Source organism: Qipengyuania gaetbuli, from assembly GCF_009827315.1.
Taxonomy (GTDB): domain Bacteria; phylum Pseudomonadota; class Alphaproteobacteria; order Sphingomonadales; family Sphingomonadaceae; genus Qipengyuania; species Qipengyuania gaetbuli.
The window spans coordinates 354,434-370,665 of the sequence record NZ_WTYF01000003.1 but is presented as its reverse complement, the minus strand read 5'-3'; the positions used below and the strand labels follow the sequence as shown (position 1 = coordinate 370,665).

General features: G+C 65.4%; 17 protein-coding genes. 10 read left to right on the top strand and 7 right to left on the bottom strand.

Features of this window, described 5'->3' with window-relative positions:
• Nucleotides 1-3: 3 nt before the first annotated feature.
• Together dprA and plsY are read right to left on the bottom strand one after the other, a co-directional pair.
• Entirely contained in the window at nucleotides 4-1,119 is a 1,116-nt protein-coding gene (dprA, locus tag GRI42_RS01985; protein ID WP_160606385.1) for a DNA-processing protein DprA, read from the bottom strand.
• A complete protein-coding gene (plsY, locus tag GRI42_RS01980; protein WP_325065285.1) occupies nucleotides 1,116-1,715 on the bottom strand; it encodes a glycerol-3-phosphate 1-O-acyltransferase PlsY in 600 nt (199 codons plus the stop codon). Before plsY ends, dprA begins: the two co-directional genes overlap by 4 nt.
• A 114-nt stretch (nucleotides 1,716-1,829) precedes the next feature.
• Between plsY and murI the strand changes: the two genes are divergently transcribed.
• The 6 genes from murI (at nucleotide 1,830) to GRI42_RS01950 (ending at nucleotide 6,455) form a co-directional block, all read left to right on the top strand.
• Entirely contained in the window at nucleotides 1,830-2,624 is a 795-nt protein-coding gene (murI, locus tag GRI42_RS01975) for a glutamate racemase (protein WP_160606384.1), read from the top strand.
• Nucleotides 2,625-2,730: 106 nt separating this feature from the next.
• Nucleotides 2,731-3,951: a 5-aminolevulinate synthase gene (gene hemA / locus GRI42_RS01970; protein WP_160606383.1), complete on the top strand. Its 1,221-nt coding sequence runs from the start codon at nucleotides 2,731-2,733 to the stop codon at nucleotides 3,949-3,951.
• A 60-nt stretch (nucleotides 3,952-4,011) separates the two neighbouring features.
• Nucleotides 4,012-4,233, top strand: coding sequence for a YdeI/OmpD-associated family protein (locus GRI42_RS01965; RefSeq protein ID WP_160606382.1), 222 nt, complete (start codon nucleotides 4,012-4,014; stop codon nucleotides 4,231-4,233).
• Between the two features lie 71 nt (nucleotides 4,234-4,304).
• Complete coding sequence (locus GRI42_RS01960) at nucleotides 4,305-5,000, top strand: nitroreductase (RefSeq protein WP_160606381.1); 696 nt, start codon at nucleotides 4,305-4,307, stop codon at nucleotides 4,998-5,000.
• A 183-nt stretch (nucleotides 5,001-5,183) separates the two neighbouring features.
• Nucleotides 5,184-5,609 carry a hypothetical protein gene (locus tag GRI42_RS01955; protein WP_160606380.1) on the top strand — a complete coding sequence of 142 codons (426 nt, stop codon included), beginning with the start codon at nucleotides 5,184-5,186 and terminating at the stop codon, nucleotides 5,607-5,609.
• Nucleotides 5,610-5,687: 78 nt separating this feature from the next.
• Nucleotides 5,688-6,455 (top strand): transporter, encoded by a 768-nt coding sequence (locus GRI42_RS01950; protein WP_160606379.1) that lies wholly within the window; start codon nucleotides 5,688-5,690, stop codon nucleotides 6,453-6,455.
• A gap of 72 nt (nucleotides 6,456-6,527) precedes the next feature.
• On the opposite strand, the gene GRI42_RS01945 is transcribed toward GRI42_RS01950, so the two are convergent.
• Complete coding sequence (locus GRI42_RS01945) at nucleotides 6,528-7,730, bottom strand: type III PLP-dependent enzyme (RefSeq protein ID WP_160606378.1); 1,203 nt, start codon at nucleotides 7,728-7,730, stop codon at nucleotides 6,528-6,530.
• 190 nt (nucleotides 7,731-7,920) lie between these two features.
• On the bottom strand, nucleotides 7,921-8,478 hold the full coding sequence (locus tag GRI42_RS01940; RefSeq protein WP_160606377.1) for a LemA family protein: 558 nt from the start codon (nucleotides 8,476-8,478) through the stop codon (nucleotides 7,921-7,923).
• A 65-nt stretch (nucleotides 8,479-8,543) separates the two neighbouring features.
• Between GRI42_RS01940 and GRI42_RS14110 the strand changes: the two genes are divergently transcribed.
• Entirely contained in the window at nucleotides 8,544-9,515 is a 972-nt protein-coding gene (locus tag GRI42_RS14110; protein WP_160606376.1) for a DUF3137 domain-containing protein, read from the top strand.
• On the opposite strand, the gene GRI42_RS01930 is transcribed toward GRI42_RS14110, so the two are convergent.
• Nucleotides 9,512-9,961, bottom strand: coding sequence for an Lrp/AsnC family transcriptional regulator (locus tag GRI42_RS01930; RefSeq protein WP_160606375.1), 450 nt, complete (start codon nucleotides 9,959-9,961; stop codon nucleotides 9,512-9,514). The two genes, GRI42_RS14110 and GRI42_RS01930, sit on opposite strands and share 4 nt — an antisense overlap.
• Before the next feature lie 116 nt (nucleotides 9,962-10,077).
• Between GRI42_RS01930 and GRI42_RS01925 the strand changes: the two genes are divergently transcribed.
• Complete coding sequence (locus GRI42_RS01925; RefSeq protein WP_160606374.1) at nucleotides 10,078-11,286, top strand: methionine gamma-lyase; 1,209 nt, start codon at nucleotides 10,078-10,080, stop codon at nucleotides 11,284-11,286.
• Nucleotides 11,287-11,362: 76 nt separating this feature from the next.
• On the opposite strand, the gene GRI42_RS01920 is transcribed toward GRI42_RS01925, so the two are convergent.
• Entirely contained in the window at nucleotides 11,363-12,322 is a 960-nt protein-coding gene (locus GRI42_RS01920) for a hypothetical protein (protein ID WP_160606373.1), read from the bottom strand.
• A 185-nt stretch (nucleotides 12,323-12,507) separates the two neighbouring features.
• Between GRI42_RS01920 and GRI42_RS01915 the strand changes: the two genes are divergently transcribed.
• Nucleotides 12,508-15,261: an ATP-dependent DNA helicase gene (locus tag GRI42_RS01915; protein ID WP_160606372.1), complete on the top strand. Its 2,754-nt coding sequence runs from the start codon at nucleotides 12,508-12,510 to the stop codon at nucleotides 15,259-15,261.
• Nucleotides 15,258-15,785: a SixA phosphatase family protein gene (locus GRI42_RS01910; protein WP_160606371.1), complete on the top strand. Its 528-nt coding sequence runs from the start codon at nucleotides 15,258-15,260 to the stop codon at nucleotides 15,783-15,785. Before GRI42_RS01915 ends, GRI42_RS01910 begins: the two co-directional genes overlap by 4 nt.
• On the opposite strand, the gene GRI42_RS01905 is transcribed toward GRI42_RS01910, so the two are convergent.
• Nucleotides 15,782-16,186 (bottom strand): TonB family protein, encoded by a 405-nt coding sequence (locus GRI42_RS01905; protein ID WP_325065284.1) that lies wholly within the window; start codon nucleotides 16,184-16,186, stop codon nucleotides 15,782-15,784. The two genes, GRI42_RS01910 and GRI42_RS01905, sit on opposite strands and share 4 nt — an antisense overlap.
• Between the last annotated feature and the right edge of the window lie 46 nt (nucleotides 16,187-16,232).

Below are 16,232 nucleotides of genomic sequence, written 5' to 3'. Positions count from 1 at the left end.
ACGTCAGGCCAAACTCACCCGGCCTGCCGCATGCCGCTCCAGCCGACCGGCAATCTCCAGTTCCAACAGCGCCAATTGCACTGCCGCCGCACTTTCGCCTGACTGGCGGATGAGTTCATCGATAGCGACCGGCGCGGTCGTCAGCAGCGCGGCGATGTCTGCCGGCTGCGCCTCGGCCATTTCGCCCGGTTCGAAATCGAATTGCGACACCGGCTCGCGGAAGGTCGAGCGCGGGGTGCCGTCGAAGCCCGTGAGCAGTTCCACCACGTCCTCTGGCGACTGCACCAGCACCGCGCCTTCGCGGATCAGGTGATTGCAGCCGTGGCTGCGCGCTTCGAGCGGGGAGCCGGGGATTGCCATGACCTCGCGCCCCGCCTCGCCCGCCAGCCGCGCCGTGATCAGGCTGCCGGACTTGACCGCCGCCTCGACCACTAGCGTGCCGCTGGCCAACCCTGCAATGATGCGGTTGCGGCTGGGGAAGTGGCTGCCGCGCGGTTCGGTGCCGGGGGGCTGTTCCGCGATCAGCAGGCCCTCGCTCGCGATCCGCTCCTGCAAGGCCTCGTGCTGCGGCGGATAGGCGATGTCGATACCGCTGGCGATGACCCCGATGGTGCGCGGGAAGGCTCCCTCGTGCGCCGCGCCGTCTATGCCCCGGGCAAGGCCGGAAACAACGGTGAAGCCTGCCTCGGCAAGGCCCTTCCCGAATTCGCGGGCCAGCTTCACCGCAGCCGCGCTGGCGTTGCGCGCGCCGACCAGGGCAACGCAGGGTGCAGAGGCCAGCGACAGGTCGCCGCGATAGGTCAGGATCGGCGGCGCACCGTCCACCTCGGCCAGCAGCGCAGGAAAATCGGGCTGGTCGTGGAAGAGGTACTTGGCCCCTGCCCGCCTGACGGCATCGACCTCGCGCTCGATCCGGTCTGCGGGCGCGGCGCGGTACTGGCGCCCCCCGCGCTTGCCGAGGTCCGGCAGGGCATCGAGCGCGGCGACGGCCGTGCCGAACCGCGCCAGCAACATGGCATAACTGACCGGACCGATATTGGGCGAGCGCAGCAGCCGGATGCGCGCGAAAGCCTCTTCCTGCGTGAGCGATGCCGCTGGCGGCCGGGCGAGTTCGTTCACCCCTTGGAGCCGACCTTGGGCTCGGTCCCTGCGACGAGGCGCCGGATGTTCTCGCGATGCAGCCAGATGACCAGCACGGCGATCACCGCCAGCACCTTGGCGAAGGTGGGAACGCCGAGCGCAAAGGCGGCGACGGCAGCGGCGACCACCGCGCTCATCCCGGCAAGCGAGCTGATGCGAGTGATCGCAAGCATGCCGATCCAGACCACGGCGTAGGCCAGCCCGATCGGCCAGGCGAGCGCGAAGCTGACGCCCGCGTTGGTCGCCACGCCCTTGCCGCCCTTGAAGCCCAGCCAGACGGGAAAGGCATGGCCGATCACCGCGAACAGCGCGGTCCAGCCCATGTCCTGCCAGAACCACATTCCCGCCAGCCAGACGGGGACGAAACCCTTGGCGAGGTCGAGCAGCAGCGTTGCCGCAGCCAGCCCCTTGCTGCCGGTGCGCAGGACGTTCGTGGCGCCGATATTGCCGCTGCCGATGGTCCGGATATCGCCCTTGCCCGCCAGCTTGGCCAGGATCAGGCCGAAGGGGATGGAACCGAAGCCGTAGCCCAACAGGGCGGCCCAGAGGACATTGATGGTGAGTTCGGTCGGCACTGCTTTTCCCCGCGACTGTCGGGACTTGGCTTGCAGCCTGCGCCCCTCTACCTCTACCGCCCTAATGTGAAACGCGCCCCTTCGACAAGCGCCGGGGCCAGGGGACTATCGATTTTGGACGCTTCTTCCCCGATCCTGCTGTTCGATTCCGGCGTAGGCGGGCTCACCGTCCTTGCCGAAATGCGCAAGCTGCTGCCCGATGCGCCGGTCATCTACGCCGCCGACATGGCCGGCCTGCCCTATGGCGCGAAAAGCGAGGCGGAGGTCGCCGCGCGGGTCGCCGGGCTTCTGGGGCGCATGGCGGAACGCTACCAGCCGCGCCTCATCTGCATCGCCTGCAACACCGCCAGCACGATTGCGCTCGGCATGGTCCGCGAGGTGCTGGAAACGCCCATCGTCGGCACCGTTCCCGCGATCAAGCCCGCCGCAGCGGTTACGAAGACCGGCACGATCGGCCTGCTCGGCACGCAAGCGACTGTGCGCCAGCGCTATGTCGACGATCTCGAGCGGGAATTTGCCAGCGACAAGGTGCTGCTGCGCTACGGCGCGAACGACCTCGTGGCGCTGGGCGAGGCGAAGCTTCGCGGCGAGACGATCAGCGTGGACGATGTCGCGCGCGCCGCGTCCGGCCTCGTCCTCCAGCCGGGCGGCGAGAACATGGACACGGTGGTACTCGCCTGCACCCACTTCCCGCTTCTGGAGCCGGAACTGCGCGAGGCGTTCGGGCAGGACGTGACCTTCGTCCACGGCGCCGCAGGTATCGCGCGCCGGATCGCGCATCTCGTCGAAGGGCAGCCCTTCACCCGCGCCGAGCCGGGCCTTGCCGTGACCACCGGCGATCTGGCCGATTTCGAGCGGCTCGCCTCCACCTTCGCCCAGCACGGTATCGAGCGCCTCGAACGCTTCTAATCCTTGCGAATCGTTCGCAAAGATCGCGGTGGCGAAAGCCGCCCCGTTCGCTTATGTGACGGCCCATGTATGGCCGCCGTGGCGGCGCTGACGGGCCCCTTGCCGCGTGAATTACGACCAGATCTTCGACGAAGCGATCGACCGCCTTCATTCGGAAGGCCGCTACCGCGTGTTCATCGACATCCTGCGCAACAAGGGGGCCTTCCCCAACGCGCGTTGCTTCCACGGTCACAACGGTCCCAAGCCGATCACCGTGTGGTGTTCGAACGACTATCTCGCCATGGGCCAGCACCCCAAGGTGATCGAGGCGATGGAAGAGGCGCTGCACGACGTGGGCGCAGGTTCGGGCGGCACCCGCAATATCGGCGGCAACACGCACCTTCACATCCAGCTGGAACGCGAACTGGCCGATCTGCACGGCAAGGATGGTGCCCTGCTCTTCACCAGCGGCTACGTCTCCAACGACGCGACGCTGTCGACGCTTGCCAAGCTGCTGCCCGGCTGCGTGATCTTTTCCGACGAGTTGAACCACGCCAGCATGATCGCCGGCATCCGCAATTCGGGCTGCGAGAAGCGCGTCTTCCGCCACAACGACCTCGCCCACCTCGAGGAACTGCTCGAGGCGGAACATCCCGACACGCCCAAGCTGATCGCCTTCGAAAGCGTTTATTCGATGGACGGCGACGTGGCCCCGATCCACGCGATCTGCGACCTCGCTGAAAAGTACAACGCGCTGACCTACATCGACGAAGTCCACGCGGTCGGCATGTACGGCGCACGCGGCGGCGGCATTACCGAACGCGACGAAGCGGCGCACCGTGTAGACATCATCGAAGGCACGCTGGGCAAGGCATTCGGCGTGATGGGCGGCTATATCGCTGCCGATACGCGCGTGATCGACTGCATCCGTTCCTATGCGCCCGGCTTCATCTTCACGACCTCGCTCAGCCCCGTGCTGGTCGCAGGCGTGCTGGCCGCCGTTCGCCACCTCAAAGGATCGAGCGTCGAGCGCGACGCCCAGCAGGCTGCCGCAGCCTATCTGAAAGCGAAGATGCGCGAGGCCGGCCTGCCGGTCATGGACAGCGTCACCCACATCGTCCCGCTGATGGTGGGCGATCCGGTGCGCGCCAAGAAGATCAGCGACATCCTGCTCGCCGAATACGGCGTCTATGTGCAGCCGATCAACTTCCCCACCGTCCCGCGCGGTACGGAACGTTTGCGCTTCACGCCCGGCCCTGCCCATACCGAAGCCATGATGGACGAGCTGGTGGGCGCGCTGGTCGAAATCTGGGACCGCATGGAACTGGAACTGCGTAAGGCCGCGTGATCCGATGGCGAAAGCTGCCGATCCGGACTTTCGCCACCCCACCCTCCCGAGCTCCAGGCCATGCTCGATGGCGATGCAGCGCTTTCGGGCAAATGGCAGGCCCTGACCCCGCTCGCGCGGAACGAGTGGATCTGCTGGACCATCTCCGCCAAGCAGGAGGCCACAAGGCAAAAGCGCCGCACGCGCCTTCGCGAGGAAGTGCTCGACGGCAAGAAGCGCCCCTGCTGCTGGCCGGGGTGCCCCCACCGCCGCGAATCCGCGCGCAAGTGGGTCGATGCATGACCGTGCCGTAAGGGATTTTGCCTCCGGCAAAGCTTGGGCTAGCACTCCTGACCGAGAGAGCAGGAGGAATCATGAGCGGCAATCCGGAACAGACTTTCGCAGAGGTGGTGCACGGCCGCCGTTCGATCCGCGGATATCTCGACAAACCGGTCCCGCGTGCGTTGATCGAGGAAGTGCTCGAACTGGCGATGCGCTCACCCTCCTCGATGAATACGCAGCCTTATCACTTCCACGTCATTACCGGCGAACCGCTCGATCGCATTCGCAAGGGCAATACCGAGAACATCCTGGCCGGCGTGCCCGACAGCCGTGAATTCCGCCGCGGTCATCCGTTCGAAGGCGTCCACCGCGAACGGCAGATCGGCTGCGCAATCCAGCTGTTCGAGGCGATGGGCATCGAGCGCGACGACAAGGAGAAGCGACAGGACTGGGTGCTGCGCGGATTTCGACAGTTCGATGCCCCCGTCTGCGTCATCGTGACCTATGACAAGGAGCTTTCGGACAGCGACGACACGGCTTTCGACTGCGGCGCCGTGACCACCGCGCTGGTCAATGCCGCGTGGAGCCGGGGTCTCGGCTGCGTGATCAATTCGCAGGGCATCATGCAAAGCCCGGTCGTGCGCGAACATGCCAGCATCCCCGACGACCAGGTGATCATGAAGGCGGTCGCCATGGGCTGGCCCGATCCCGACTTCCCCGCAAACCCTGTAAAGATTACCCGCCGCGAGGTGAGCGAGGCGGCGCGCTTCGTGGGTTTCGAAGACTGATTCCTGCAGGCCCGCAGGCTGGTTTTAACTATCGATACGACCGCAGGCCCGCCGCTTTGCGGTCGGGCGCAAACGCCGTTCGCCCTGTCGGACTAACCTTGCCTCTTGGCGCGAAATTAAGTTCGTTCGCCCACCCAGACAGGACGCACTCGGTGTGCGTTCCTGCTTGATGGAGGGTTGCAAATGAAAAAACTGAATCTGGTCGCAATGCCGACCGCACTGGCCATGGCCATCGTCGCCCCTGCTTTCGCGCAGGACGCGGGCGGCACGGAAACCGAAACCGAAACGGCGGAACCCAATGGCGCCATCGTCACCCGCGAGGCACTGACCGAACAACGCGAAGTGCTGGACGAGGAAGGTAATCCCGTTCTCGACGAAAACGGGAACCCCACGTTCGAAACGGTCGAGATCGGCTTTACCCAGGCCGTGGAGACGCCCTCGGGCAATATCCACACGATTACCAAGGCCGACGGCGAGCGCGCGGTCGTGACGCACGAAAAGCCCGAGCGGGTGGCCAAGGCAGACCGTCCGGAGAAGCCGGAACGTCCCGAAAAGCCCGAGAAGCCCGAAAAGCCGGAACGCCCCGAGCGACCTGGCCGCGGGGGCTGACAGCCCGATAAAGGGCCCGCTCCCGGTCGTTCAGGAGGCCGGGGGCGGGTTTCGATCCGCCTGAACAGAGACAACGACATGAAACGCATGATCGCGGGCCCGCTCGCGCTAACCGTACTTGCAGTACCCCAGGCAGTTGCCGCGCAGGACTATGTCCAGATCGCCGCCGGCGTGGATTATTCTTCCGGCGACTATGGCGAGGACGTCGACACCGACTTCCTAGCCATTCCGGTGACGGCAAAGGTCCAGTCGGGCGACTTCAACATTCGCGTGACCATCCCCTATCTCGACGTGACCGGCCCCGCCGACGTCATCCCCGGCGATGGCGGCGTGCGCGGCAACAACAACGCCGCCGAGATTTCTTCCCGCTCCGGCCTCGGCGATGTGATCGTGGCGGCGACCTATTCTCTCGGCGTGTCCGACAGCACCTTCTTCGACGTGACCGGCAAGGTAAAGCTGCCCACCGCATCGACCGAAAAGGCGCTGGGAACGGGCACGACCGACATTACGCTGCAGGGCGAGCTGCTGCAGGTCTTCGGCAATGTCAGCGCAGCCGTGCGCGGCGGTCGCCGGTTCAACGGCAGCAGCGATGAATTCGCCTTGCAGGACGTCTGGCTGGCAGGAGCAGGCGCCTATGCCGTGCTCGGCGATACTACCGTGGGGCTCGATTACGACTGGCGCGACGGATCCTTGCCCACTGCCCCCAATCGGAGCGAGGTTACCGGTTCGCTGACCCAGAAGCTGAGCGATGCGCTGCGCCTGCAGGGCTATGCCTACACCGGCCTTGCCGATGGCAGCCCGGACATCGGCGGCGGTGCGCAAATCCTCTACCGTTTCGGCCAGTAAGGTAGCGCAGAAACAGGAAGGGCCGCGCGACTATCCGGTCGCGCGGCCCTTTCCATTTGCTATCGCTTAACGTCAGCGCAGGCTGACGACATTGTCCGCTGCCGGACGTGCACGGCTGCCGTCGTAAAGGCTCGCCATGGGCTCGTCCGTCACGATGATACGCTCGGCCGCGCCGAAGCCGTTGAAATCGGTCTTCATCGCCGCGCCATAGGCACCCAGCATCCCGATCTCGATGTAATCGCCGGCCTGGATGTCTTCCGGCAGGGAAAACGGACCGGGCATGAAATCGGCATCGTCGCAGGTCGGGCCGTAGAAGGCGAAATCGGTCGCCGGCTTGATCAGGTCTTCTTCCAGCGCACGGACCGGGAATTTCCAGTCGACATGGGCGGCATCGAACAGGGCGCCATAGGCACCGTCGTTGATGTAGAGTTCCTCTCCGCGGCGCTTTTCGACCTTCACCACCAGGCTGCTGTATTCGGCGCACAGCGCGCGGCCGGGCTCGCACCACAGTTCGGCGTTGTAAGCGATCGGCAGCGCGTAGAAGTGCTGGTGGATGATGGTGAAGTAGTCTTCGAGCGGCGGAGGCTCCATGCCCGGATAGACGCTCGGGAAACCGCCGCCGACATCGACCATGTCGATAACGACCGAAGCTTCGGCAATGGCCGCACGGGTGCGGTCGAGCGCCTGGACATAGGCGAACGGGCTCATCGCCTGGCTACCTACGTGGAAGCACACGCCCAGCCAGTCGGCATACTGGCGGGTTTCCTGCAGCAGCGCAGGCGCTTCGGTGAGGTCGCAGCCGAACTTGGATGCGAGGCTGAGCGCGGCATGTTCGGACGAGACGCGCAGGCGCACGCACAGCCGCAGGTCGGCTGCCGGTTCCCCGTCTTCGCCGCGGGTCGCATCGACGATCTTCTCCAGTTCCTCGACCGAATCGAGGCTGAAGGTCTTCACGCCGTGCTGGAAATAGGCCTCGCGGATCGCGCCGGGCGACTTGACCGGATGCATGAAGCACAGCGTCGCATCGGGCAGCGCCTGCCGCACCATGCGCACTTCGGCGATGGATGCGACGTCGTAATGCGTGATGCCGTTGTCCCACAGGATCTGCACGAGATCGGGCGACGGATTCGCCTTGACCGCATAGAGCGACTTGCCCGGGAACTTCTCGACGAAGAAGCGGGCAGCACGCGCTGCGGCGTGCGGGCGATTGAGAATGATCGGCTCGTCCGGGCGGAGCGCGCGAACTACGGACCAGGCGTCAGGGAAATGCTGCAACTCAAGGGACCCCCTAAACAGTCCTTGCGGACCATGAAACGACAAGCTGCCTTGCGGTTAGGAAGTCCCCTTGGGGCAGCGGGAGCGGCGCATATATCTCGTGCATCATGAATCGCAAGTGAAATGTTACCCTGCGATTGCAACCTTTCCCGGGGTGTCTCGGGCCTGTGCTGCGGTGGGTCGAGCCCGGCTAGAACGCGATCTTGGGCGCCTGGTCGACCGTGCCCTTCTCGCTGTCGTCGAGCCGGTGGAAATCGGCCGGCTGGAAGCCCAGCATTCCGGCGAACAGCACGGCCGGGAAAGTCTCGCGGCCCGTGTTGTAGCGCGAAACCGCGGCATTGAGCGCCCGGCGTGCAGCCGCCAGCTTGTCTTCGACATGCGCCAGTTCGCGCTGCAGTTCCTGGAAATTGGCCGAGGCTTTAAGGTCGGGATAAGCTTCACCGAGCGCAAGCAGCCGATCGAGGGCCACGCGCAGCCCCTGTTCGTCGCCCGAGGAAATCGAGCCGTTCGCAGCCTGGTTGCGTGCGGAAATCACGGCGTCGAGCGTTTCCTTCTCGTGTCCGGCATAGCCTTTCACGGTTTCGACGAGATTCGGGATGAGATCGTGGCGCTGCCGCAGCTGCGCGTCGATATCGGCCACGCCCTGGTTGACCGTCTGCCGCAAGCCGACCAGCCGGTTGTAGATGCCCACCAGCATGATGGCGACAAGCACGATGACGCCGATCAGAACCATTGCGAAAACGCTCATATCTTAACCCCTTATTCCAAGCCGGGCGCTATGATAGGGCGCAAGGGTTAAGGGGGAAAGTACGGGTGATCGAATATCCCGATGCGGATCGGCTGATGGCGGGCGAACTGGGCGAATGGCTGGATGGCCAACGCACCACGCGCCGCCTCGCGATCGAGAAGTCGAACAACCGCATCTTCAATATCGCCATCGTCCTACTGCCCCTGCTCGGCGTCCTCTGGGTGTTCGGCTTCTCGCCCTTCGACATTCCCATATTCGTCTGGGTGGTCGCAGGTGGCCTCGCTTGGGCATGGACCCAGAAACCCAAATTCGACGCGAAGAAGCAGGTCAAATCGGGCATCAACGAAGCCATCGCGAAGTCGCTGGGGCTCGAATATTGCCACGACTGCGAGGGAAGCGAGGCATTCGAGCAGTCGCGCGCATTCCACATGCTACCTTCGCACGACCGTTCCAGCTTCGAGGATATGTGGTCGGGCCATGCAGGCCCCCACCCCTTCCTGCTGCACGAGGCACATCTCGAGGAGCGGCGCGGGTCGGGCAAGAACCAGCGCTGGGTCACTGTCTTTCGCGGCGCGATCCTGTCGATCGGGTTCGAAGAGCGATTCCACGGCACCACCCTGCTCGCCCCCGACGGGCATTTCAGCAAGTTCTTCGGCGGGGCGAAGGACACCATCAAGGTCGAGGGGACCATTCTCGACCGTGCGCAGATGGTGAGCCCCGAATTCGAGGACCGCTACGATGTCTATTCCACCGACCAGACCGAGGCGCGCTGGATGATGCATCCCGAATATATCGAGCGCCTGCTGTCGATGGAAAGCGCCTTCGGCGGCAGGGACAGCTCGGTCCTGTTCACCGGCGGCACGATGGTCATGGCGATCAACGGCGGCGACATGTTCGAAAGTGGGTCGCTCGACCACCACGAGGATGGCCATCTCGTGAGCGAGACGATCCGCCAGTTCGCCCAGCTTGCCGACGCGGCGCTGGCCCTCAATCGGATACGCTCCGACCAGGTGCGGACGCCCGCAACCCGCCTCTAAGGAAGCTCGACCGTGTCCTTCACGGTGCCGTAGACGAAGCTGGTGTTGATGGTTGCGATGCCCGGCGTGGTGTGAAGCGTTTCGCGCATGAAGGTCTCGTAATCGTCGAGACCGGCGACCACGATCTGCAGCAGGTAATCGGAGCTCCCGGTCAGCAGGTGGCAGGAGAGGATCTGCGGCGTTTCGCGCACTCGCTGCTCGAAAGTATCGACCACCTCGCGGTCATGGCGAGCCAGCGTCACCTGCACGAACGCCGTCACCGGATAGCCTGCCGCCTCCCGGTCGACGAGCGCGACATAGCGTTCGATGACGCCCGCCTTCTCCAGGTTCCTCACGCGTCGCAAACAGGGCGAAGGGGATAGGTTCACGCGGTCCGCCAGTTCCGCATTGGTGAGGCGCCCGTCGCGCTGCAGCTCTCTCAGGATCTGGCGATCTTTCCCGTCCAAACCGACCTCCTGTTAGCATAATATGCCAATTTAAAGCCAATTAATGGCATCCTTTGCAGGGAAATGCCACGCCTGCTTCGGTATATTCGCCTCAAACGCATGCAAAGAGGCATATCATGAGTCGCACCAAGCTTTCCGGTTTCGCAAGCCGCGCCATCCATCACGGTTACGATCCGGCCGAAAACCAAGGCGCTCTCACGCCGCCCATGCACCTTGCGTCCACTTTTGCCTTCGAAAGCGCCGAACAGGGCGGCGCCATCTTTGCCGGCGAACAGCCCGGCTATTTCTATTCGCGGATCTCGAATCCTACGGTCGACCTGCTGGAGCAGCGCCTTGCCGTGCTCGAAGGTGCGGAGGCGGGAGTTGCCGCCGCCAGCGGAATGGGCGCGATCACGGCGGTCATGTGGAGCATCCTGCAAGCCGGCGACGAAATCGTCACCGACGAGACTCTTTACGGCTGCACCTTCGCCTTCTTCCGGCACGGGCTGGCGAAGTTCGGCGTCAAGGTCACCCATGTCGACCTGACCGATCCCGAAGCGCTGGAAGCGGCCATGAACGATCGAGTCAAAGTGGTCTATTTCGAAACCCCGGCGAACCCGAACATGCGGCTCGTCGACATCGCCGCGATCAGCGCGGTTGCGAAGCGTCACGGTGCGGAGGTCGTCGTCGACAACACCTATGCGACGCCTGCCCTTACCCGCCCGATCGAGCTTGGCGCCGATATCGTCGTCCATTCCGCGACGAAATACCTCGGTGGTCATGGCGACCTTGTCGGAGGGCTTGTCGCGGGCAGGGCCGAGATGATGCAGAAGGTCCGCCTCGAAGGCCTGAAGGACATGACGGGCGCCGTCATGAGCCCCTTCACCGCCACGCTGATCATGCGCGGCCTCAAGACGCTGTCCCTCCGCATGGAACGCCATAGCCGCACCGCGCTGGAAGTCGCGCAATGGCTCGAAGCGCAGCCGCAGGTCGCAGCGGTCCACTATCCGGGGCTGGAAAGCTTCGCCCAACACGAACTGGCAAAGCGTCAGATGGCGCTTCCGGGCGGGATGATCGCTTTCGACCTCGTCGGCGGCTACGACCAGGGCATCCGCTTCATGAACCGGCTGGAAATGATCATCCGCGCCGTTTCGCTCGGCGATGCCGAAACGCTGATCCAGCACCCGGCAAGCATGACGCATTCCACCTACACGCCCAAAGAGCGCGCGGCCCACGGCATCGGGGAAGGCCTGCTGCGCCTGTCCATCGGGCTGGAAGAGGCCGAGGACATCTTCGCCGATCTCGAGCAGGCACTGGCTGCATCGGAACTCTCCATCGCCGCGTGAATCAATAGGGGCGCCCTACCCTTTCGGGAGGACGCCCCTACCGCTGCGACACCTGCTGAGGGGTCGGGGAGAGGGTTCAGGCAGTCGCAGTGCGGGGGCCGTGCCCGCGCAATTCGGGCCAGATGTTCGTGTACTGGCTGAGGTCGATCCACGGCTTGCGGTCGTGGAAGTTCATGTTCAGCGACTGGAGGATCAGTCGCGCCCGCTTGGCGCGCGCCTTGGGCGAGCGGAACGGGTTTGCCCGGTCCGGACGCGCGGCGATCATGCGCTTCAGCAGGCTGTCACGCTCGGCGAAGGTATTCGGCGCTTCGCGGGGCAGTTCGACGGCGGCACCATTGCTAAGCGCCGCAGCGCGTGTCGGAATAGCCGGCGCAATCACTGTCGCCGAAGGAGCCGCGTCATGCGTCGTGACGACCGGATCGCGATCAAGGACCGGCGGCGAAGCTACAGTAGCATTTGCGACATGCGGGCGTTCGATGGTCGGCACCGGCTCCTTCCGGCGGCGACGCATCAGGAAGAATGCCGCGAGGCCGACACCGCCGACACCCAAGAGCGCAAGCAGCAGGGCGGCACTCGAGGCGTCTTCAACCGGCGCGGGGACGGGTTCAAGCGCAGCGCGGTTCGCAGCGATCGTCTCGGCCGAGGCCGCAGGCAGCGGAGCGATTTCTTCGCTTGTCGCAGGCTCGGAATTGGATTCGACCGGCGTCGCTGCCACAGCGTCGACGACGGGACGCGAGACTTCGCGTGCCGGCGTGGCTCGGCTGGCCACGACCGGTGCGGGTGCTGCTTCGCGTGTCGCGCTATCGGTGGGGGCCGCCTCGTTCGCAGGCAGGGTCGTGACCGGCTCCGGGTCAGGCAGGACGATGACCGGCGCGGGTGTAGCGGTGGCTGCAGGCACGCTTGTAGTCGTGGTCGGAGCAGTGTCCGGCAGCACGATCACGGGCTGTTCCTGCGCCGATGCGGGGAACAGGGGGAGCGCGGCCATCGCTGCAATCGCGAGGGGGGCGCTGGTGAGCATATGGCGGGTCTTGGTCATGGGTCTAAAAACGACCACGATTCCGGCCCTGTTCCTGTAATCTGCCGTTCAGACAAGGATAAGCGGCTGAAAACAAACAGGAGGCGTTCGCCAATTCCCGACGGCACGCAAACGGCTTGCGACGAACCGATCGGGGTTCGGCACATTACTGCGCGCTTCTGTTTACTTTTCGTTCCGGTCTTTGCATGGTCGAATCCGTGAGCCAGCCGCTGCCCCTCCCTGCCCTCCACGCCAGCCATGCCGGAACCTGGCTGCGCGATGCGAACGGATCGACGCGCGGCTGTTCCAAGGGCGAGGCGGTCATGGCGGCTGCCGACACGCCGCTCCTCATGATGAACGCGCCGCTCGTGGCGAGCAGGCTGGGCTATCCCGACCTGTCCGGCCTCGACCTGCTGGAGCTGTTCGCTTTCGTCCATCCGGCCCGCTTTTGCGTTCCCACGCCGAAGGGGCTGGCCCATGCCCTCGAGCTGGATGAGCCTGCGGATGACGCGGACGTGCCGCTGCTCCTGCAAAAGGCGGCAGGCGCGCTGGTTGCGACGTGCGAAAGCGAGAACTGGGCGGAACGCGAGGGCGCGTGGTCCACGCTGCAATCGCTGACCCGCCTGCGCTGGCCATGGGCAAACGTGCTCGCACCCCATGTGCGCAAGCCCGAAAGGGCCGAGAAATGGCTCTTCACCAAACTTCCCGAGTGGGAAGAGGCGGCAGAGCGTCCCCAACCCGCACAGGTCCTGATCGACGAGCCTGAGATCGAGGCGCAGCTCGAACGGCTGACCGGCGAAGGAGCAGAGCGGCGGGACGGGCAACGGCTGTTCTCGCGCGGAGCGGGCCATGTCTTCTCGCCGCGAGACCGGCAAAAGCGGCCCCATGTCCTCCTCGCGCAGGCAGGAACCGGCATCGGCAAAACGCTGGGCTACCTTGCCCCCGCCTCGCTGTGGGCCGAGAAATCCGGCGGGACGGTCTGGGTCAGCACCTACACCAAGAACCTCCAACGCCAGCTGCGCCGCGAAAGCACGCGGGCCTGGCCGGCCACCCGGCCCGACGGCTCGCCCCCCGTGGTGGTGCGCAAGGGGCGCGAGAATTATCTCTGCCTGCTGAACCTTGAAGATGCGTTGCAGGGCGGGTTCTCGGGCCGGCCGGCAGTGCTGGCACAGCTGGTCGCGCGCTGGGCCGCCTATACGCAGGACGGCGACATGATCGGCGGCGACCTGCCCGGCTGGCTGGGAACGCTGTTCCGCAAGCGCGGCATCGCGGCGCTGACCGACCAGCGGGGCGAGTGCGTCTATGCCGGCTGCCCGCATTACCGCAAATGCTTCATCGAACGCAGCGCGCGGAACGCGGCGCAGGCCGATCTCGTCATCGCCAACCACGCGCTGGTGATGGTCAATGCTGCCCGCGGACGCGATCCGAACGCACGGCCCACGCGCATCGTGTTCGACGAGGGCCACCACGTGTTCGACGCGGCCGACAGCACCTTCTCGGCCGCGCTGACCGGGCAGGAAGCGATCGAGCTGCGGCGCTGGATCATCGGGCCGGAAAAGAACAGCCGCGGACGGCGCCGCGGCCTTGCCGCACGCCTTGCCGATGTCGCCAGCTATGACGATGCGGGCGGCGAAGCGGTGGAGGCCGCGGTGGAAGCGGCGCAGGCGCTGCCTTCCGACGGGTGGCTCGGGCGGCTGGTCGAAGGCACGCCTTTCGGACCGCTCGAGGCGCTGCTCGCGCAGGTTCGCGCCGTCACCTATGCGCGCGATGAAAGCGGTCAGGAGGCAGGATACGGGATCGAGACCGAAACCTCTCAATTGCCCGGCGAACTGGTCGAGGCCGCAGGTACCGCGGCGCAGGCGCTTGCCGCGATCCGCTCGCCGCTGCTGAAGCTTGCAGGCCGCCTCGAAGCGGTGCTGGAAGACGCGCCCGACTGGCTCGACGGACAAGGCCGCGCACGGATCGAAGGCGCGCGCCACTCGCTCGCCTGGAGGGTGGACCTCATTGCGGCATGGGAAGCCCTGCTATCGCGCCTTGGTGGCCCTTCGGACCCGGAATTCGTCGACTGGCTGGCAGTGGACCGGAACGACGCGCGCGAATTCGATGTCGGCATCTACCGTCACTGGCTCGACCCGATGAAGCCTTTCGCCAAGGTCGTGCTGGAGCCCGCACATGGCGTCATGCTGACCAGCGCCACGCTGACCGATCGCGACGAGGGCGGACCCGACTGGCCCCACGCCATCGCCAAGAGCGGCACCCCGCACCTAGAACTGGTGCCCAAGACCCAGCAGGCGGACAGCCCGTTCGACTATGCCGGGCGCGCCGAGGTCCTGATCGTGACCGATATCCGCAAAGGCGACATCCCCGCGCTGGCCGGTGCCTATGCCCGCCTGATCGAGGCGAGCGATGGCGGCGTGCTCGGCCTGTTCACCGCCATCAGGAGGATGCGGGCGGTCTATGGCCGGATTGCCGACCGGCTCGCCCGGGCGGGCCTGCCGCTCTATGCCCAGCACGTCGACCCGATCGATACCGGCACGCTGACCGACATTTTCCGTGATGACCCCCGCGCCAGCCTCCTCGGCACCGATGCCCTGCGCGACGGGGTGGACGTGCCCGGCCGTTCGCTGCGCTGCGTGGTCATGGAAAGCGTGCCGTGGCCGCGTCCCACCATCCTCCACCGAGCACGCCGTGCGGCAGCGGCAGAGGAGGAAGGCGGCGCGCAGCGCTACGATGATCGCATCATCCGCGCGCGGCTGGCGCAGGCCTTTGGGCGGCTCATCCGCAGCCGCGAGGATTCGGGCCATTTCGTCGTGCTCTCGCCGGCGTTTCCCACCCGCTTGTTGTCGGCCTTTCCCGAAGGCACGCCTGTTTTGCGCGTCACGCTCGACGAGGCTTTACAGCGCGTCGCTAAGGGTGTTGGAACGAAAGCATTCGAAGCTGTGGAGAGCGAATCCTCGTGAAGATCCTGGGCCTATTGCGCCACGCCAAGTCCGATTGGGGGCAGAGCGACAAGCGCGATTTCGACCGGGGCCTGAATGCGCGCGGCCGCAAGGGAGCACGCCTGATCGGCGAACATATCCGCGATCACGGGGTCAAGTGGGACCGGCTCGTGGCAAGCCCTGCCGAGCGGGTGAAACTCACGCTTGGCGAAGCGGCCGTTGGGCCCGAGCCCGAATGGGACCGCCGCCTCTACCTCGCCTCTACCGAGACGATCTGCGACGTGATCGGCGAAACCAACGACAGCGTCGATGCCCTGCTGATGGCCGGCCATAATCCAGGTTTCGGCGACATGGTCTTCGAACTGGTCTCACCCAAAAACGAGAACGACCTGTTCGACGAAGCGAAGGTGAAATTCCCGACGGCCGCCTTTGCGGTCTTCGAGCTCGATATCGACAGCTGGGCCGACCTGAAGGAGGGCTGCGGCAAACTGGTCCATTTCGCCCGCCCGCGCGATCTCGATGCGGAGCTGGGGCCGGAATACTAGTCGGTTTCGCTACCCTCTCCCGCAGGAGGCAAATCGTCGACCATGACGAACTCCACCCGGAGGACCACGGCCACTTCCTGCGCCTGTCCTCCGGCGTCCATATTGACGGGCGCGGGAGGCGATTGGGCTATGGCCCGGCAAACCAGTGCGTCGAGCTCGGCTGCTCCGCTCGACCGGTGCACGGCACAGTCGCGTACCGTCCCGTCGACACCGATCCTGACCATCGCCTCCACCCGGCCCTCGAAGCCAAGGCGCACGACTTCAAGCTGGTAGATCTGCTGCGCCCGGCTCGCCACCCGCAAGCTCCACCTGCGGGGGGCATCCCTCCAGCCTGCATCTGCGGAGTTGAGCGTGGAATCTTCGGCCTGCTGCGCCAGCACAGGCGTGACGGGCGCAGCCACCAGCGCACCCCCGACTATCAGACTGGAAAAGGACCGCGCTCTCACG

Excerpts from the sequence above, each read along its gene's own strand:
- GRI42_RS01965 (WP_160606382.1), top strand. The coding sequence starts at position 4,012 with ATGCTCGATGGCGATGCAGCGCTTTCGGGCAAATGGCAGGCCCTGACC.
- GRI42_RS01960 (WP_160606381.1), top strand. The coding sequence starts at position 4,305 with ATGAGCGGCAATCCGGAACAGACTTTCGCAGAGGTGGTGCACGGCCGC.
- GRI42_RS01955 (WP_160606380.1), top strand. The coding sequence starts at position 5,184 with ATGAAAAAACTGAATCTGGTCGCAATGCCGACCGCACTGGCCATGGCC.
- GRI42_RS01950 (WP_160606379.1), top strand. The coding sequence starts at position 5,688 with ATGAAACGCATGATCGCGGGCCCGCTCGCGCTAACCGTACTTGCAGTA.
- GRI42_RS01940 (WP_160606377.1), bottom strand. The coding sequence starts at position 8,478 with ATGAGCGTTTTCGCAATGGTTCTGATCGGCGTCATCGTGCTTGTCGCC.
- GRI42_RS01925 (WP_160606374.1), top strand. The coding sequence starts at position 10,078 with ATGAGTCGCACCAAGCTTTCCGGTTTCGCAAGCCGCGCCATCCATCAC.
- GRI42_RS01920 (WP_160606373.1), bottom strand. The coding sequence starts at position 12,322 with ATGACCAAGACCCGCCATATGCTCACCAGCGCCCCCCTCGCGATTGCA.
- GRI42_RS01915 (WP_160606372.1), top strand. The coding sequence starts at position 12,508 with ATGGTCGAATCCGTGAGCCAGCCGCTGCCCCTCCCTGCCCTCCACGCC.